16 protein-coding genes and 1 pseudogene are annotated in these 16696 nt (G+C 51.9%); 10 read left to right on the forward strand and 7 right to left on the reverse strand.

Annotation, left to right across the window (positions count from 1 at the left end; genetic code table 11):
• Positions 1-12: 12 nt before the first annotated feature.
• From citC to GUC22_RS16925, 4 genes are all read right to left on the reverse strand, one after another.
• Positions 13-1086, reverse strand: coding sequence for a [citrate (pro-3S)-lyase] ligase (gene citC, locus GUC22_RS16910; RefSeq protein ID WP_098066734.1), 1074 nt, complete (start codon positions 1084-1086; stop codon positions 13-15).
• A gap of 63 nt (positions 1087-1149) precedes the next feature.
• Positions 1150-2013 carry a fumarylacetoacetate hydrolase family protein gene (locus GUC22_RS16915; protein WP_049130201.1) on the reverse strand — a complete coding sequence of 288 codons (864 nt, stop codon included), beginning with the start codon at positions 2011-2013 and terminating at the stop codon, positions 1150-1152.
• A gap of 79 nt (positions 2014-2092) precedes the next feature.
• Entirely contained in the window at positions 2093-3331 is a 1239-nt protein-coding gene (locus tag GUC22_RS16920; protein ID WP_024359626.1) for an MFS transporter, read from the reverse strand.
• 94 nt (positions 3332-3425) lie between these two features.
• Positions 3426-4514, reverse strand: coding sequence for a 4-oxalomesaconate tautomerase (locus tag GUC22_RS16925; protein WP_098066730.1), 1089 nt, complete (start codon positions 4512-4514; stop codon positions 3426-3428).
• Between the two features lie 158 nt (positions 4515-4672).
• Between GUC22_RS16925 and GUC22_RS16930 the strand changes: the two genes are divergently transcribed.
• Positions 4673-5599 (forward strand): LysR family transcriptional regulator, encoded by a 927-nt coding sequence (locus GUC22_RS16930; RefSeq protein WP_004131117.1) that lies wholly within the window; start codon positions 4673-4675, stop codon positions 5597-5599.
• 396 nt (positions 5600-5995) lie between these two features.
• Entirely contained in the window at positions 5996-6820 is an 825-nt protein-coding gene (locus GUC22_RS16935; protein WP_160183655.1) for a transporter substrate-binding domain-containing protein, read from the forward strand.
• 4 nt (positions 6821-6824) lie between these two features.
• Here the strand turns inward: GUC22_RS16935 and GUC22_RS16940 are convergent, their stop codons facing one another.
• Positions 6825-8234 carry an MmgE/PrpD family protein gene (locus GUC22_RS16940; protein ID WP_024359629.1) on the reverse strand — a complete coding sequence of 470 codons (1410 nt, stop codon included), beginning with the start codon at positions 8232-8234 and terminating at the stop codon, positions 6825-6827.
• Positions 8235-8376: 142 nt separating this feature from the next.
• On the opposite strand from GUC22_RS16940, the gene GUC22_RS16945 reads away from it, so the two are divergent.
• From GUC22_RS16945 to GUC22_RS16965, 5 genes are all read left to right on the forward strand, one after another.
• Entirely contained in the window at positions 8377-9048 is a 672-nt protein-coding gene (locus GUC22_RS16945) for an amino acid ABC transporter permease (RefSeq protein ID WP_004871474.1), read from the forward strand.
• Positions 9049-9061: 13 nt separating this feature from the next.
• Positions 9062-9727 (forward strand): amino acid ABC transporter permease, encoded by a 666-nt coding sequence (locus GUC22_RS16950; RefSeq protein WP_131931000.1) that lies wholly within the window; start codon positions 9062-9064, stop codon positions 9725-9727.
• A gap of 16 nt (positions 9728-9743) precedes the next feature.
• Positions 9744-10523, forward strand: coding sequence for an amino acid ABC transporter ATP-binding protein (locus GUC22_RS16955; protein ID WP_004871478.1), 780 nt, complete (start codon positions 9744-9746; stop codon positions 10521-10523).
• Between the two features lie 15 nt (positions 10524-10538).
• Complete coding sequence (locus GUC22_RS16960; protein WP_004871480.1) at positions 10539-11504, forward strand: aminotransferase class IV; 966 nt, start codon at positions 10539-10541, stop codon at positions 11502-11504.
• 435 nt (positions 11505-11939) lie between these two features.
• Positions 11940-12518, forward strand: coding sequence for a TetR/AcrR family transcriptional regulator (locus tag GUC22_RS16965; RefSeq protein ID WP_004871483.1), 579 nt, complete (start codon positions 11940-11942; stop codon positions 12516-12518).
• Here the strand turns inward: GUC22_RS16965 and GUC22_RS16970 are convergent.
• Entirely contained in the window at positions 12498-13589 is a 1092-nt protein-coding gene (locus GUC22_RS16970; protein ID WP_049130197.1) for an iron-containing redox enzyme family protein, read from the reverse strand. The two genes, GUC22_RS16965 and GUC22_RS16970, sit on opposite strands and share 21 nt — an antisense overlap.
• A gap of 213 nt (positions 13590-13802) precedes the next feature.
• Between GUC22_RS16970 and GUC22_RS16975 the strand changes: the two genes are divergently transcribed.
• The 3 genes and pseudogenes from GUC22_RS16975 to GUC22_RS27625 form a co-directional block, all read left to right on the forward strand.
• A complete protein-coding gene (locus GUC22_RS16975) occupies positions 13803-14702 on the forward strand; it encodes a DMT family transporter (RefSeq protein WP_160183656.1) in 900 nt (299 codons plus the stop codon).
• 346 nt (positions 14703-15048) lie between these two features.
• Positions 15049-15522, forward strand: coding sequence for a hypothetical protein (locus GUC22_RS27440; protein ID WP_227673660.1), 474 nt, complete (start codon positions 15049-15051; stop codon positions 15520-15522).
• Positions 15495-15813, forward strand: a pseudogene (locus tag GUC22_RS27625) (aminotransferase); the annotation flags it as partial. The gene GUC22_RS27440 and the pseudogene GUC22_RS27625, both read left to right, overlap by 28 nt.
• Before the next feature lie 140 nt (positions 15814-15953).
• Here the strand turns inward: GUC22_RS27625 and GUC22_RS16990 are convergent.
• Positions 15954-16568 carry a TetR/AcrR family transcriptional regulator gene (locus tag GUC22_RS16990; protein WP_004871494.1) on the reverse strand — a complete coding sequence of 205 codons (615 nt, stop codon included), beginning with the start codon at positions 16566-16568 and terminating at the stop codon, positions 15954-15956.
• Positions 16569-16696 lie beyond the last annotated feature (128 nt).

Genomic DNA, 16696 nt, shown 5'->3' on the forward strand with positions numbered 1-16696 from the left:
AACAATTATTTATTAAGCATCGACCATATCCAAATCGGGCTGCTTTGATTGATTCGTTGATAACCATTTATATAAATAAGGCATCGTAGTTGCAGGCACCATACATTTAACGGTGTGCATATCTTCGTGATTTAACAATTTCCTGACCGCAGAGGCGGAGATGGGAAGATTATTCATATCGGTCATCCGCTGAATCTCATTCACCTTGATACTGGCGGCAGGTATTGTCATCTCATCCTCCAGCCAGTGATGCATTGCGTCATTATATTGCGCGGTCACCTTACAGAAGGGTTCAGTACCAACAAAGCGCTGATTAATATTTAAAGCCGGTGCAATGTAACGGCGGAACATAAGCAAATCTATTGCGGCATACACCTCGTTAATAATTTGTTTTTCTTTGAGAAAGTAACCGGGGAATGTTCCTCGAGAAATAATATATTTTGAGCCAGGATGGACCGTAATATTAGGCAAATGCCGTGACCCCTCCTGAACCATGGCAAACCGTTGCCGAAAGGAAAACGTGGACAGATCTTCCTCAACGACAAAGACATGCAGCCAGTCGCAAGCTTTTGCAGCCTGCTCAATCAGATACTGGTGCCCTAACGTAAAGGGATTTGCATTCATCACAATCCCGCCGATATTTCCGGCCGTCACCAAATGCTGGCCCCGCAGTTGGCGGCAGTAGCGATGGATGCCAACCGGCGAATTCTCCATCAGCGTCGCCCTGTTATCGAGGGTGACCAAAGGATAAAATCCGCATCCCTGGAACGACCGAACATTATCCGGACACGTCAGGAGAAAAAGCTGATGTTCGCCGTTCTGAACAGCCAGCAGCTCCGCTTCATGAATGATTTTCAGGCCTAACGCCGTCCCGCGCCACTCTCTGGCAACCGCAATGCATTTTAACGTATTCCCCGCAAGCCCGGCGCAGGCAACCAGCTGCCGCTGGCAGCGCGCGACAACAAATTGCTCAATGTCGCCGTCGATACCTAATCCATTGTTCTTCAGAAAGAGAATAATTTCTTCTCTGAAGGTACCGTTGCTAGTTTCCACTCTCTCGAATTCTAGCGTTTGGTCGGTGTACATCTTGTTTCTCCTGCCCATACCTTAATGGGCGTCAAAAAATAATCTTGCCCGAGCCCGCGGAGACTACGACATCTGCATTTCGTGCTGCGGTTTTGATTCGACAATCGTATTCATGAGATGGCCAATATTTTCAATAACCACCTCGACCCGATCGCCTTGATGCATAAAGAGAGGGGGGGTTCTTTTTTTACCGACGCCGCCTGGGGAGCCGGTAATAATGACATCGCCGGCGCTGAGCGCAGTAAAAGTACTGATATAGCTAATCAGATCGGCGACTTTATGGATCATATTGCTCGTCGAATCATTCTGAACCATGATGCCGTTCAAATAGGTTTGAATAGACAAGCGGTGGGGGTCAGGTATTTCATCAACGGTTGTCAGGCAGGGACCAAATGCGCCGGTCTGCCGCCAGTTTTTCCCTGCGGTAAACCAGGCATGCTGCCAGTCGCGCACCGAACCATCCATATAGCAGCTATAGCCGGCAACATGGCTCAGGGCAGCGTCGGTATCGATATTCATACCCGGTTTGCCTATAATAACGGCTAGCTCGCCTTCATAATCAAATTCATTAGATAGCGCGGGTTTTAATATCGGCGTTGCATGACCGGTTTGCGAGTCAGGGAAACGAACGAAAAGGGTCGGCGCATCGTTCGTTTCAGAAAACTCTTTTCTTTTTTCCGCATAGTTCATACCGACGCAGAAAATTTTCCCAGGGCTTTCAATAACTGGTAAAAAAGTAATATCAGCCATCATAATATCGACCGGATAATTAACATATTGCCCGGCTATCTCAATGGCGCCCCACTGCAGTAAGTCCTTCAGCGTACGATATTGATGACCAATTTTGCTACCCAGGTCAATAATGCCTGTATCCGTCAAAATTCCATAACTCTTACGACCATGATGAACATAGCTTGCTAATTTCATGATGACACCTTACTAACATTGAATTTCTTTCCTCACGCCATTAGACATGACGTGAGTAATTTACTTCGCTACGAAGGATTTAAGACTCAACCGGAACCATGGCTTTTGTTTCGCTGGAAGACAAATACGTTGCGACCACCGCGCCAACGGCCAGTAGCGCAATAATGAATCCCGTCATCCCCTGCCAGCCCATAGAGTGGAAAACAAAACCGTTCACGAAACCAATCACTGAGCCGCCCATGTAGTAGAAGAACAGATACAGCGCGACGGCCTGGCCACGTGCATGCGTTGCATTTTTGCTTACCCAACTTAAACCAATGGAGTGACAACCAAAGAAACAGCCGGTAAAAATAACCGCGCCAATAATAAAGGTGACGACGTTAGAGGTTAAAGTCAGCAACATTCCTAGCGCCATCATCACAAACAGCGCACGCAGGACTCTCATACTGCCGTATTTTGCGGAAAGTCGTCCCGCCTGAGGGGCGGTGAAAAAGCTTAAGGCAAAGCTAAAGGAGAGCAGGCCCGCATTCGCCGGAGAAATATGAAACGGTTCGCCTTTCAGGAAGAAAGCCAGGTAGTTATAGAGAGAGGTAAATACCCCAAAAATGATAAAGCTAATCACAAAAGCTAACGCCAGTTTTTTATTTTTAAAGTGAGATGCTGCGCCTTTCACTACGCGAAGAACATTAAGGTTTTGCGTTGGCTTAAAGTTCTGAGACGACGGGAGTAAAAAGTTAACCAGCAAAGCAACCAAAATCAGGCTGATCGCAAAACCATAGAAAATGGTGTTTATTGAGATATGGTCGATCAGTTGGCTCGCCACAATACGCCCGGACATCCCTCCCATCGAGTTACCAAAGACGAAGTATCCAGTGACCACCCCAGCCACCACGGGCGCGACCTCCTCGCTGATATAGGCAGTTGCGGCAGCAGCGATACCGCTGAGCGCCAGACCAATAACCGCACGCAGAGCCACCAGCATCGCCCATGATTCGACCAGAGGACAGAGCATCGTCAGCAGTCCGCCAAGTAGTAGCGAAACGATAATTAATTTTTTTCTGCCGTAATGATCGGACAGCGTCCCGGTGAATAATAATCCTATAGCCAGAAGCGCCGTTTCTGCAGAGAGAATGATACTCACCTGACTAACCGGCACATCATATTCGACAGCCAGAACCGGTAACAAAGGTTGAATAAAAAACAGGGAGGCTAATTCTGCAAGGCCGGATAGCGCCAGGGCCAGGATGATCCGAATATAATTACTGACCTTGACGGGAGCAGAATTAAGCTGATTATCTTTCGTATGGGTTATAGCCATAAAATCCTCGACATTATTTTTTTAGGTACAGAGTTATGTAGCAACTACACGCTAGAGGACATCAGTATTTCACCGCATTAATGATATAAAATATTTATAATTCCTCCACTAAAACATATTCCGGGACGCAAACCGTACCTTCAAATAATTTACGGGAAGTTCTAATCACTGCGGCACGCGTTTTTTCAATATCATTTCCCTCTTTGAGTAAAGATACCGAAATTTTCCCGCTTGGATGTTCAATATTAATGATATTGGTATACGGCGTCCTGGGCTGAACGGCTACAATGTGATGGGCCACCGACCCTTCAATTATCGTGGCCGTTGCTATGCCGATAGACCCCGTAATAGCCAGAGATTTATGGCAGGTATGAGGCATAAAATAACGAACTCTGATGGTCCCGCCTGCGCCGGGTTCACTCAGCAGAACCGGTTTAGGGATCACTTTATCGGCAACATCGCCCAGCCCCATTTTCGCTCCCGCCTTACGCCGGATCGTTTCCAGCCTATTCATAAACGCGCGATCGGCATCGAGTTCGGCCGGTGATTCGTCCCCTCTTTTTCCCATCTGCTCAGCCCTAATCAGCACCATCGGCATCGCCATATCGATGCAGGTGACTTCCACATCATCAATCACATCGACGACGTTACCGGTTGGCAGCAGCTTTCCCGTCTTGCATCCGGCGGAGTTAAGGAAAGTCAGGCCAATCGGCGCGGCGCAGCCGGGAACGCCATCAATGTGCGTATCGCCTTCATAGTTGACATAAAAATTCGGCGTTTGTACTTCCGCATCAACCAGCGTACCGGTATTCAGGTTGCGAATTCGCACTGTCGTCACCGGACTTTGCGCCTTAACAAGGCCTTTTTCAATCGCAAAGGGCCCTACGGCACAGAGCATGTTTCCGCAGTTGGGCGTGGTATCGACGCGACGCTCGTTGACCATCACCTGAACAAATAAATAGTCGACATCAGCATCCGGACTGTCCGAGGGGCTAACAATAGCGACTTTACTAGTTTGGGGGCTGCCGCCGCCAATACCATCAATTTCAAGTTCGTGACCCGCGCCCATTAAGCCCAGCAGCACAGCATCGCGTTCTTCAATTTTTGTCGGCAAATCACTGGCCAGAAGCACCGGGCCTTTCGAAGTACCGCCACGCATCAGTACACAAGGAATCTTTAACATTATGTTTCTCGTTTCACGCATTAATAAGAGCAATGTCAGGATTCCACAGACGAATACATAATGCTAATGCCAATAAAACCAACCATTAATACGTTTTGCGTATAAATAGCGGTTAGGGTAGTGTGTTTGCATCGCGACAAAGTCTGGAGTGAAATCTCATGCTGCACGATCTTCAAGGTATACAAGCGTTTGTTAAAATTGCAGAAATTGGATGTTTCACAAGAGCATCACATTTTCTTCACACATCCCAACCGGCATTAACGCGGCGGATTAAAAAACTTGAAGAGCAGCTGGGAGCTACGCTATTTGAACGGACAACCAGAAACATTAAACTCACGGCTGTAGGCAGAGAGTTTTTACCTAAGGCAAAGAATTTAATAGATTTTTATGAGAGCTCGATCCTGAGTATTAAAGAAATGGCCACCCATCAAAGCGGTGTCGTCACCCTGTCCTGTCTCCCCACCGCAGCGTTCTATTTCCTCCCCTCCGTCATCAGGGACTATAACAACCACTATCCCAATATCCGTATCCGAATCCTCGAGCACAGCGCCAGCGATTGCCTTGAAGCCGTCTTAAACGGTGACGCAGATTTCGGCATAAACATGATAAACATCACACATCCCAATATCGATTTCTCGCCGCTGGTCAATGAGCCTTTCGTATTAGCCTGCCGACGGGATCACGAACTGGCGCAGAAATCACTGATCTTGTGGGAAGACCTGGCCAACTTCAGGCTTATTGGCGTAAGACGTTCAAGCGGTAACCGCTCGCTGATCGATCAAGCGCTGGAGAATATGGACTGGAAGCCCAACTGGTTCTATGAAGTCAGGCATCTGTCGACGTCGCTGGGTATGGTAGAGGCAGGGCTTGGCGTGGCAGTGGTTCCCAGTCTGGCCATGCCGACCGATGAGCATCATATTCTTGTCAGCCGTCCACTCGTTGAGCCGGTTATTCGCCGCACGCTCGGTCTCGTGCTGCGCAGAGAAACGGCGCTTAGCCCTGCAGCGGAAAAGTTCAGGGAGATGCTATTACAACTCTGGTCACAGGATACAAGCAGCCCGTGGATAGGGAAATTTACCCGGTAAAGGCGTTTTTATCTTCCGCACTCTATCGCCAGACGCTGCGCAAGGGACACGGCGATATCATTTCAGGCCGGGACGCTGGTCGGGCTAATATTGCCGCGCTTTTATGAGCCTGCCAGTCAGAAGTGATATTTTTTAACGACCCCGCAAACTATGACTCCCACCAGGTCGAAATTTTTAAATTCGGCGACGGAAATAAAACACCTTAGAACAATAGCGCATTAAGTTATGAATAATATGTGCAACACGCCATGATTTAAGTAAACAGCTTAGGTATCAGTAAATAACATTCAGGCATGAGTTAAACCAAAAAATAATAATGCACTGATAACAAACTCCGTTATCGTGTTCGCGTAATACGTTGTTTTTCAGAAATGACTTTCTCATCAGGGTAAAAATATGCCAAGAAAAATTCATAGATTGCTATTGTCGCTGGCGATCGCCGCCGCGCCTTTTTTCAGCCATGCCGAAGAGTCCAACTGGGATCATATTAAGCAATCGGGCGAACTGCGCATCGGAGTCGCGCAGGGGGAACCGTGGTATTTTAAAGATCCAGCCACCGGTCAGTGGAACGGCATTGGCTATAACGTAGGTAAAGTACTGGCAAAAGATTTAGGCGTAAAACTGGTGCCGGTGGAAACCACCTGGGGGAATGCGGTCGCCGCGCTGCAGGCCGGACAGATTGATACCATGCTGGTGCTGGACCCCACCGATGAACGCCGCAAAGCCGCCGACTTTTCCGACCAGCCCTTCCTCTGGTATGCGCAGGGGGTCCTGATCCGCGACGGCGTGAAGGCCGAGAGCTGGGAAGATCTTAATCGCCCGGATATTAAGATTGGCGTCACACTCGGCAGCAGCCCGGACCTGATACTGACCAAAAAATTACCCAAAGTGCAGCTGGTGCGCTTTACCAATATGGATGAAGGCGTCGCAGCCTTCTACGCCGGACGCGTCGACGCCCTCTCGTACGTTCACCCGGCGCTAGCGCTGCAGCAGGCAAAAGTGCACAAAGGCAACCTGATTCTGCCAAAACCGATTATTGCCATCAGCACCGGCGGCGCGCTGCGCAAAGAGAGCGATCCCCGCTTCCGCAACTTCCTGAATGAAGAGTTTGCCAAAATTTACCAGTCGGGACAGAGCAAACAGTTTTATGAAGACGCCCTTAAGCTACGCGGTGTGGATATCAGCAAAGTGCCCTCGGTGATTAAAGAAGAGTGGAAATGAGCGATTAATCTCCTGGCGCGGGCAGAAGCGGCGCGATTGCCGCGCCAATGTCCGCGCAGCGTTCCATATCCAGCAGAGCGTCAATCAGCCGCGCTGCCCGCGGAGCGCTGAGGCGTGATGACAGGTTGGCCACGCATTTATCAACGATCCGCTGTTCCGGCAGCGGATTTTCTGCGCACCCCGGCGGGAAGTCGATACGCTCTCCGGCGATCGTCCTTCCCTTTAGCACAATTTCCACGCGCGCGGCGGGACGGCGATGCTGCAGCATCAGCTGTTCAAAGGTCTCATCGGCGATAATTTCAACCCGGTCAGCAAAGGCAAGGAGTGGCGCCGCGCCGCGCGTCCGATCGCTGCTCCACTGATGACGCGCGATTTTAAAAGCCAGGCAGGCTATCGCCAGCGGCAGACTGAACTGCGCATCGGTATTGCTGACGGGACGCGCGTCGGCGAAAAAACGCGCCAGGGTGAAACTCCCATAGACGCGTATCCGCTCAATCGACTCTGCCGACGGAATACGCTCCAGCAGATGCTCAAACGACGCCAGCGCCGTATGCATCCAACGGCATACCGGATAGTCTTTGAAACTGGCGTGCCTGAGCTGCCAGTGCGTCGCCAGATTCTCTGTCAGCCGTTCTGGCTGAAAGCGGTCGGAGCCTGACATCCGCCAGAACCCCTGTTCGCCATCGAGTATCGCGCGCGGCCCCACTATTCCCGCGAGGTGTAGCTCCACCGCGCGTACGCCGGCCTCTGCCGCCGGCGCATTGTAATCCTTAAACGAAACCAGTGGACGCGCCTGCCAGTTGTACTTATGCAACGTGGGCAAAGGGGTTAACGAGGCGGCCAGTCCCAGGCTATTTTCCAGCCCCGCGGCATCGCAGCCGCGCAGTAAACCATACGCCACCGCCGCCCCCAGCGATTCGTGCTGGCACACGCCATACACTTGTTGAAACCTTTCAGGACTCGGCTGCTGAGAGATAATCACGCGGCTGTTGATTTCCCAGGCCGCCACCAGAGAGGTCAGCAACGCCCCGCCGCTGACCGGCCCACCCTGGCCCACCGCGGCCAGCGCCCCGGCCACCAGCGTGGCGCCGGGATGCCCCATCCCCCGCCCGGCGACTTCAAAACCATCGTCATAATCCAGCGCGTTTATCGCAGCGGCGTTAAGGAACGCGGCGCCGCTGGCGGAGAGCGGAGTTCCACCGTCAAGCGCCACGCTTCTGCCCGTCGCGTACTGGCTCCGAATAACCCGCGCGCTTTTACGCAGCACGCTGTCTTCGCCGCCGGCAATGCCGCAGCCCAGGCTATCGATAAAATGCAGAGCGATCCTGGCTTTCACCGACGCCGGTATCGCAGCCGGAGTGAGTTCGCCGGCAAAACGCGCCAGCGTAGCGGTTAAAGAATCAAAGTTTGGCATTGCTTTCTCGCGTAAATATTTATAACCAAAAGAGATAATAGCAATGGTTTTTATTATTTAATTATCACATTTCGCTACTGCTAAGATGATGTCGTTCTAAAACCATCACCATCGTTTTGCGTTTTTCAGGGGTTCCAGAACTATGTCGTATCAATGGGATTTTGCCGCCATCTGGCCATATCGCATGCTGTTGCTGGAGGGGCTGTGGGGTACCATTCAGATCGGCGTCACCAGTATTTTATTCGGCATGCTGGCCGGCATTGCGCTGGCGTTGATGAAGGCCTCGCCGCTAACGCTCTTCCGTATGCCGGCGCTGATACTGATCGGCTTTTATCGTAATACTCCCGCGATCGTCCACTTCTTCTGGATCTACTACGCTCTGCCAATCGTCAGCCCGCTGACGCTCTCGCCGTTCGCTGCCGCTGTACTGGCGCTCTCCGCCCAGTCGGCCGCGTTTTATGCCGAAGTTTACCGCGGCGGCATCCAGTCGATCGGCGCCGGACAATGGGAAGGGGCGAAGGCGTTGGGCATGTCGCGCGCCACCGCGCTCCGACGGGTTATTTTCCCTCAGGCGCTGCGCAGAATGATTCCTCCTTTCCTTGAGCGTTCTTTCGAACTGCTCAAATCCACCGCCCTTGCTTCGTCTCTGGCGTACAGCGAGCTGCTGTATCAGGCGATGCAAATCAACAGTCAGACTTACCGGCCCCTGGAAGTGTATTCGCTCATCGCGGTGATGTACTTCACCCTGCTGCTGATTATCAGCCAGGGCAGCCAGCTGCTTGAACGACGCCTTGCCGTCTCCGACACACGTTAACGAGAGAACAATCATGCATTATCAGTGGGACTTTTCCCTTGTCTGGCAAAACTTGCCGGTACTGCTGAAAGGACTGGGCGTTACGCTGGAGCTATGGCTGCTGGCGGGAATTGTCGGCACGCTGATCGGGCTTGCCGTTGGCGTCGTCCGTGCCCGCGGGCCGCGCTTTTTTTATCCCCTTACCAGCGCCTTTGTCGAGGTGTTCCGCAATACGCCGGTGCTTATCCAGCTCATCTGGTTCTACTATGCCTTTCCGGTGCTGGTGGGCATTCAGTTTTCCACTTTTGGCGCCGCCGCGCTGGCGTTAACCCTGTACACCGCCGCCTACAGCACCGAAATTTTTCGCGCCGGGCTACAGTCCATCGAACGCGGGCAGTGGGAAGGGGCAAAAGCCTTAGGCATGCCGCCGGGCGTGATGCTACGGCGCATCATCCTGCCGCAGGTATTTCGCCGTATGCTGCCAGCCCTGACAAACCGCATGATTGAACTGGCGAAGGTGACCTCCCTGGCCTCGATTCTCACGGTTAATGAACTGATGTATCAGGGCAGGCTGCTAAGCAGTACCTGGTATCGCCCGGTGGAGATTTTCACCGTCGTCGCCCTGCTCTATTTTGTGCTGATCTGGCCCGGAAGTTACCTGGCGGCACGACTGGAGCGCCGCTACCGTCCACATCCTTAATTTGATGAGAAAGGCCATGTCAGAGAAAAAAGTCGTCATGCGGATACGCGCCCTGCACAAACGCTTTGGTGCGCAAAGCGTGTTACAGGGCATCGATTTAGATATCTATGCCGGTGAGAAAATCGCCATCATTGGCGGCAGCGGCTCGGGTAAGAGCACCCTGCTGCGCTGTCTGAACTTTATGGAAATACCCAGCGCTGGCACCGTAGAACTGGACGGCGTTACCCTCGGTAAAATCGACAGCCGCGGTCAGCGGCGCTATAGCGAAAAACAGCTGAGCGATGTTCGCCAGCGCGTGGGGATGGTGTTTCAGCAATTTAATCTCTTCCCGCATCTGACGGTACTGCAAAATGTCAGCGAAGCCCTGATATCGGTGAAAAAGATGCGTCGCGAAGAGGCGATGCGCATTGCCCGCGCGCAGCTGGAAAAAGTGGGGCTCGGCCATAAGCATCAGGCCTGGCCCGGCAGCCTGTCCGGCGGTCAACAGCAGCGCGTCGCGATTGCTCGCGCCCTGGCAATGACGCCAGAGATAATATTGTTCGATGAGCCCACCTCGTCCCTCGACCCTGAACTCGTGGGGGAAGTCCTGCATACCATCCGTGAACTGGCAGATGAGGGACGGACGCTGCTGCTGGTCACTCATGAGCTGGGCTTTGCCTGGCATTTCGCCGATCGGGTGATTTTTATCGAAAACGGCGTGATTCATGAAATGGGCACCGCGGAAGAGGTGCTGCGCCATCCGCGCCAACCGCGCACCCAGGCCTTCCTTTCCCGTTTCGCTGAACGGGCATTTTAACCGCAAGGAAACATGATGAGTTTAGCTCTCTCCGGTCAAAGCAGTCAGGCGTACCTGCAGGATACGCGCAACGACAATGTGCAAGTGTACGTCAACGGCGAATTCGTTCATCGCGATCGCGCCACGGTTTCCGTTTTCGATTCCGGCTACGTCTGCGGCGACGGGGTCTGGGAGGGGCTGCGGCTGGTAAACGGCAAGCTGATCGCCCTTCAGGCGCATCTCGATCGCCTGTTTGCCGGGGCAGCCGCTATCCAGCTCAATATCGGCCATAGTCCTGAGGAGCTAACCGATATTATGTACAACACGCTGAAGATCAACGGTATGACGGACGGCGCCCATCTGCGGCTCATGATCACCCGCGGCAAAAAGCGCACGCCAAATCAGGACCCGCGCTTTATCCTCGGCGGCGCCACTATCGTCTGCGTGGCGGAATATAAGGTTGTTGATGAACAAGCCAAACGGCGCGGCCTTGCCCTGTTCACCTCGACCTATCGTACCAGCGCGCCGGATGTTTTCGATTTGCGTCTTAATTCCCACAGCCGCCTGAATTTGATTCAGGCGCTATTGCAGGCGCTGGATGCCGGCGCAGATGAAGCGCTGATGCTGGACCCTCATGGTTTTGTCGCCAGCTGCAATTCCACCAACTTTTTTATCATACGCCAGGGCGAGCTGTGGACCTCAAACGGCCTGTACTGCTTTAACGGTATTACCCGCCGCACGATCTTGTCACTGGCGCGCCAGCAGGGCCTCGGCGTACAGGAAAGATCCTTTACCCTTGCCGAAGCATTCACTGCGGACGAAGCTTTTGTCACCGGAACGCTGGCAGGTATTACCCCAGTAAGCAGGCTCGACGGCAGGCGCTTCGACCTCAACGAAAATCCCGTGACCCAACGCATCAGCGGCTGGTATCAGGACTATTTACAGCAGGAGGAGTCGCCGCCCGCCGACAATCGCTGGACGAAAAAAAACCCGCAGAGATAGCGCGGGTCGATTCAAGTGCAAATCCATTGACTGCAAATAACATCACAATAACCGAGCGTTATTTTATGACTTGCATCACAAAAACATCACCCCCTGTTCGGGGGGGATGCTAACTTCTCCCCGGTATCTCTTTATCCGTCCCGAGCGCAACGTGAAGGGCATAAGGGGCATGAAATAGCGACGCCTGCGCATTTCTGCTTCATGCTCAACTGAGATGGTCTGAGGATTTTTGCTTTTTTCGAGGCCGGATGTAAGAATCGACGAACGTTTTTGATGGGTCAACGCGTTCACTCATGCCGCCCACCGCAGGGGCATGGATATTGGCTATCGGGATAACATTGCGCCTGCATCGTTGCGATGCCCGCCCGCCATATCAAATGATGACTGCTATCTACCAGAGCCCCCCCTGTATTACTGCATTCAACGGGAAACAGTATGAAGCCAAAACAAGCGGAAATTATCCGCCATTCTATGTCCCTGTTTAACAAAGAGGGGTATCAGTCGCCGAGTATTGACCGGATTTCGGAGAATGCGGGCATCTCCAAAATGACGTTCTACCGCTACTATCCGGATAAAGAGGCGCTCATTCTTGATATTTTACAGCAGAAAGAGTGTGATTTTATGCAGGCGCTGCAGGACATTACCGCGGATAAACCCACGGGGCGTGAAAAGCTGTTTGCCGTCTTTGAATACTACAATAACTGGTTCACCTGTGCGGATTTTCACGGCTGCATGTTCACCCGCGCCCTGTTTGAATACGGGACCTCGTCTCCCGCTATCCGGACGATATGTTCACAGTTTAAATCGCGCCTCTACCAGTTTTTCCGCGACATCCTCATCGGACTATTAAAACCAGAGCCTGCGGAACGGGTGGCGATGATGATGCTTATGCTGATTGATGGCGCGATTGCCGCCCAACAGGCCGAGTCATCGGAATGCCGGGAGATCCCTCCCGGTATAACGGCCTGGAGCGCGGCGAAAGCGCTTATTTATTCAGAGGGCGGTACCCTCTGATTCGCGGCCCGCGAGCGTGCGTAACGCCTCCAGCAGACAATCGTAATAATCGCAGCAAGTCTGAAGACGCAGCGCTGCGCCAGAGTAGACCTCTTCCAGCGCAGCCGGGTTTTTATTGCCGATCGGCACGATAACGTTATTCAGCCATCCATCCGCGTGGCCGATATCAACCTCGATATGCTCTGAGTAATAATGGACGTCGCGATCCGATAGCCCAATACGGCGGCATCCTGTCACCAGCTTCTGGTACTGCGGCGGATCCAACAGTTCCGTCATCGCCATGACGCCAAGCGATTTGTAGTAATGCTGACGGTTAACGCCGCCCAACATAAACGCGTTGTAGCCAGCGAGTCCCTGCCAGTCGTACAGATGGGCGAAATGGTTTTCCGGCAACGCAATATCCCTTCGTTTCAGTAAATCCTTATACAGATTAACGTGCGTGATCTCCTGGCTGCCCTGGCCTATTTCATCCCAGAGATTGTGGGCAATCTCTGCTCGCGTTTCTGGCAGAGAACCGACTAGCCCCATTGCCACCAGATCGAAAAACAGCAGATTCAGCGCGCTATCGCTTTTGAAGAAATAGTCGATTTGCGTAGCAGAAGCGGAAGAAGCGAGAAAATCAAACAGAGGATGGTGCGAGGCCGGGTGTTTCTGACAGAGGTCACGAAGTTCCTCAACGATATTGCCGGCGTTAAGCGCGGGTATCGGGAAAGCGAACCGTTTTTTTTCCACTCGTAGCCATTCTGATTCGATGTAGTTTCTAATCCCGCAGAGCAAGGGATGGAACTGGTTTTTTGCCGCCGCCGATAGCGGCTCCGCCAGCCAAGCCTGGTACAGTTTAAACAGCGCGCCGTGGGCACGCTTTTTCGCCTGCGGGTCGTTGGCGGTAAAAGCCTTGATGCAGGTGTTTTCAGTCAGGTACCAGACTCTGTCGGCCAGCAGCGGATTAGCCGTAAGTTTTAGTGAAAGCGCGTTGCTGTGGAGAAGCTGGTCAATCATGTCATCCAGAGAGAGCCTGGCCATTGCGGAATGCTGTTCGTTCCCGGTGAAACCATTTTCTGTCTTACGCATCGATTTATCCCTGTATAATGCATGGTATAGATACGTTATCGTACAGATATATATGCTGCAATCAGATTTTTTGCACATGCGTAACAAATTTTTAATTATTTGTTTTTAAAACAAAAAATAGCAAAAACCCAAAATAATAATAAAATTTAATTGATATATTAAAAAAAATAAAGTTACCATTTAGTACAGTTCGAAGCGATGCAAGGAATCAGCATGCCTTACCTGTTACTCACGCTGGCGGCCCTGTTTTGGGGAGGGAATTATGTCGTAGGGCATATTCTCGTTCAGGGCGCGGACCCGATCCTGATGACCGAAGCGAGATGGGCGTTGACCGCGATACTGTTGGTATTGCTCTATCAGCGGCAAATCCGCGACAGTCGGCTGCTGTTCCGCCAAAATGCGCCAACGCTGCTGATTTTAACGCTGTGCGGGCAGATAAGTTTTCCCTTAACTCTCTATATTGGCCTGCAGTCGACTTCGGCGCTGAACGCAGCGATTTACATGTCTGCGACCCCCTGCATGGTGCTTATTATTAATCGGCTGATTTTCCGTGACCGGGTGTCGGCGCGTAACTGGTGGGGGGTGTTGTTTAGCACCGCAGGCGTCCTGCTGCTGCTTCTGCACGGCAACCTGACCAGTGCAGAGGGGCTAAAAGGCTTTAGCCAGGGCGATCTGTGGGCAATGGGATCCGCGCTGAGCTGGGCGGTATATTGCTCTCTGTTACGTAACAAAGATCGTCGTATCCCCGCCAACGCCTTTGTCGCCGTCAGTTCGCTTCTCGGCGCCCTTATTCTGCTTCCGGTGGTGATTTTCTGGCTGTGGCGGCATCCCGCTACCTCATTCGCTTCTTACCACGATATCTCTTTCCTGACCGGACTGGCGTACCTGGTTATTTTCCCCTCGTGGCTGGCTTACTTATTCTGGAATAAAGGCATCGCGGCCATTGGCGCCACTCGCGGGGAAATTTATACCCATATTATTCCGCTGTCTGGCGGCATATTAAGCATTCTGTTTTTACACACCCAGCCGCACCTCTATCACTTACTGAGCACGCTGCTAATTTTGACCGGGATCGCTATTTGTTCACTTGCTAAAAAAACAGCGCCACATTAATTAATAATAACACCACGTTTTAATCAATATTAACCGAAGAGTTTAACATGCTCAGGATATACTTATACCTTATTCTCGCCGCATCGGTTTCCGCGCTGGCAACAGATATGATCGTGCCGGCGCCGCGATCCTCGGCCATTCGAGCTGGAACCATATATTCCTCGTTATGGCCCTGTTTAGCGTCGTTACCCTTCTGCTGTCTCCGCACCGCCTGGGGCATCGCGATAGCGCTGCGGCGCCCTCTTCCTCCGGGTTTATCACGCCGGCATTTATCCAGGGAACGCTGCTGGTTTCGCTGATCCTGAGTTCGCTGTTTTGCTATATCTCGCTGTCGCCGGCCATTTTTATGCAGCAGCTTGGGCTGAGCACAATGCACTACTCGCTGATGTTTTCCGCTTCCGTTTTATTTTTTATTATTGGCAATCAGTTCTCAAAATTTGAGCGTATAAATAATCCCTGGATTTTGTTAATCATGAATGCGCTGGCGGTCTCGCCATTTATTATCGATAGCCACTCACTCATATTATGCATCGCTGGATCGATGATTTTTAATTTCAGCCCTGGCGCCTATTACCCGACCGCCAACTTTATCGCACTGCAAATCAAAGGGACTAAAACTGGTATTGCGGCATCAGTCACCGATTTTATCCAAACAGTCTGCGCCGGCGCCATCAGCTATTTCGCGGTAAAACTCACGGATACCGGCCTGGGGTTTGACAGAACCCTCGGCACGAGCACGTTAACGCTGGCAATTTTATCTCTTCTGGTAGTCACGACAATGAAGGTAACGCAATGGAAAATTGGCAAAAAAGGAAAATAGATAGATCGCTAAAATATCAAGCCAGGTGTTCTCTGAACATATTAATGAACGGGTGGTAGCCAAAAGGGATGGCAAGGTCATTACCCTCGACGATGGCAGAAAAATGGTGGAATTTGTCTCATGTTCGTATCTCGGGCTGGAGACTCATCCGGCGCTGAAAAAAGCGGATATCGACGCGATTGAGCGTTTTGGCGTGCAGGTTTCCGTCGCCAGAACGCGTTCCCGCAGCTGGAAGCGCGACTGAACCAAATCATGCATGGGGCTCATACCCTGACGTTTATCGCGGTGACGGTAAAAATGCGGCAGCTGCGCCATCAACTCCCGGCACGGACCACCGGCGGAAGACAAGCGGCAAAAAGCCTGAGCATGGGAAACCCTTAATCAGCTCCCGAATACTCAGACCCGTGACCAAAAAAAGGAGCGGTCATCATTCAGGGGGCCAGGCTTCTGAGAATCAACGAGGAGAGAATGACCGCCGCCGTCGGCGCCGTTTCGAGGTTAAACTGCAGCTGAACAGGGTTAATGAAGGGGCACATCACCATGTATATCGCATAGGTTGCCTCGTCAAGAGGGGTTTTCCTCTCAAACTCGCCGGCCTGCCTGCCTTCGACAACGATGCTTTCAATCAGCTTTAACAGGCGTTCCGCATACCTTTCCGTTGAAGGCCACTTATCCCGCGAGGCGACGGCGGCAATGTCGTAGAGCTTACGATCGTGGAAAAACAGTTCGCTTCCCGCTTCGGTGAGCGCGCGAAAGAGGCGGCGTAATTTTTCGCTGGCTGATGGCGCATCCGCCACCGCTGCAAGTACCGCCGTCATGATCGTCTCCAGGCGGTTAGCGCAAATAACTTCGCCGATAGCCTGTTTGGAATCGAAAAACTTATAGATGTAGGCCTTTGAAAAACCGATAGATTTAGCTAATTCCGCTACGGTGGTTTTTTCGTAGCCGTAATGCCCGAAATGCTCAAATGCGGCGTTGACGATTTGCTCCCGGACGCTGTGATCGAGTGGGCCACGTGCTGATGGTACGTTCATATTCTTAGTCATTCTGTTAGCTTAACGTGATGGTCTTTGATTGACAAATAGTGACCATTTTATCATTCAGCCACAATTTCGCTTGATGCAAGGTCGTGCAAAATTGTATCAGACAAAATCCTCTGCCAACAAAAGCATCG

Source organism: Klebsiella sp. MPUS7, from assembly GCF_009905335.1.
In the GTDB taxonomy this organism is placed as follows: Bacteria; Pseudomonadota; Gammaproteobacteria; order Enterobacterales; family Enterobacteriaceae; genus Klebsiella; species Klebsiella grimontii.

Bases quoted from the DNA above. Each gene is read 5' to 3' on its own strand.
- citC (WP_098066734.1), bottom strand. From the start codon at position 1,086: ATGTACACCGACCAAACGCTAGAATTCGAGAGAGTGGAAACTAGCAAC.
- GUC22_RS16915 (WP_049130201.1), bottom strand. From the start codon at position 2,013: ATGAAATTAGCAAGCTATGTTCATCATGGTCGTAAGAGTTATGGAATT.
- GUC22_RS16920 (WP_024359626.1), bottom strand. From the start codon at position 3,331: ATGGCTATAACCCATACGAAAGATAATCAGCTTAATTCTGCTCCCGTC.
- GUC22_RS16925 (WP_098066730.1), bottom strand. From the start codon at position 4,514: ATGTTAAAGATTCCTTGTGTACTGATGCGTGGCGGTACTTCGAAAGGC.
- GUC22_RS16930 (WP_004131117.1), top strand. From the start codon at position 4,673: ATGCTGCACGATCTTCAAGGTATACAAGCGTTTGTTAAAATTGCAGAA.
- GUC22_RS16935 (WP_160183655.1), top strand. From the start codon at position 5,996: ATGCCAAGAAAAATTCATAGATTGCTATTGTCGCTGGCGATCGCCGCC.
- GUC22_RS16940 (WP_024359629.1), bottom strand. From the start codon at position 8,234: ATGCCAAACTTTGATTCTTTAACCGCTACGCTGGCGCGTTTTGCCGGC.
- GUC22_RS16945 (WP_004871474.1), top strand. From the start codon at position 8,377: ATGTCGTATCAATGGGATTTTGCCGCCATCTGGCCATATCGCATGCTG.
- GUC22_RS16950 (WP_131931000.1), top strand. From the start codon at position 9,062: ATGCATTATCAGTGGGACTTTTCCCTTGTCTGGCAAAACTTGCCGGTA.
- GUC22_RS16955 (WP_004871478.1), top strand. From the start codon at position 9,744: ATGTCAGAGAAAAAAGTCGTCATGCGGATACGCGCCCTGCACAAACGC.
- GUC22_RS16960 (WP_004871480.1), top strand. From the start codon at position 10,539: ATGAGTTTAGCTCTCTCCGGTCAAAGCAGTCAGGCGTACCTGCAGGAT.
- GUC22_RS16965 (WP_004871483.1), top strand. From the start codon at position 11,940: ATGAAGCCAAAACAAGCGGAAATTATCCGCCATTCTATGTCCCTGTTT.
- GUC22_RS16970 (WP_049130197.1), bottom strand. From the start codon at position 13,589: ATGCGTAAGACAGAAAATGGTTTCACCGGGAACGAACAGCATTCCGCA.
- GUC22_RS16975 (WP_160183656.1), top strand. From the start codon at position 13,803: ATGCCTTACCTGTTACTCACGCTGGCGGCCCTGTTTTGGGGAGGGAAT.
- GUC22_RS27440 (WP_227673660.1), top strand. From the start codon at position 15,049: ATGCAGCAGCTTGGGCTGAGCACAATGCACTACTCGCTGATGTTTTCC.
- GUC22_RS16990 (WP_004871494.1), bottom strand. From the start codon at position 16,568: ATGACTAAGAATATGAACGTACCATCAGCACGTGGCCCACTCGATCAC.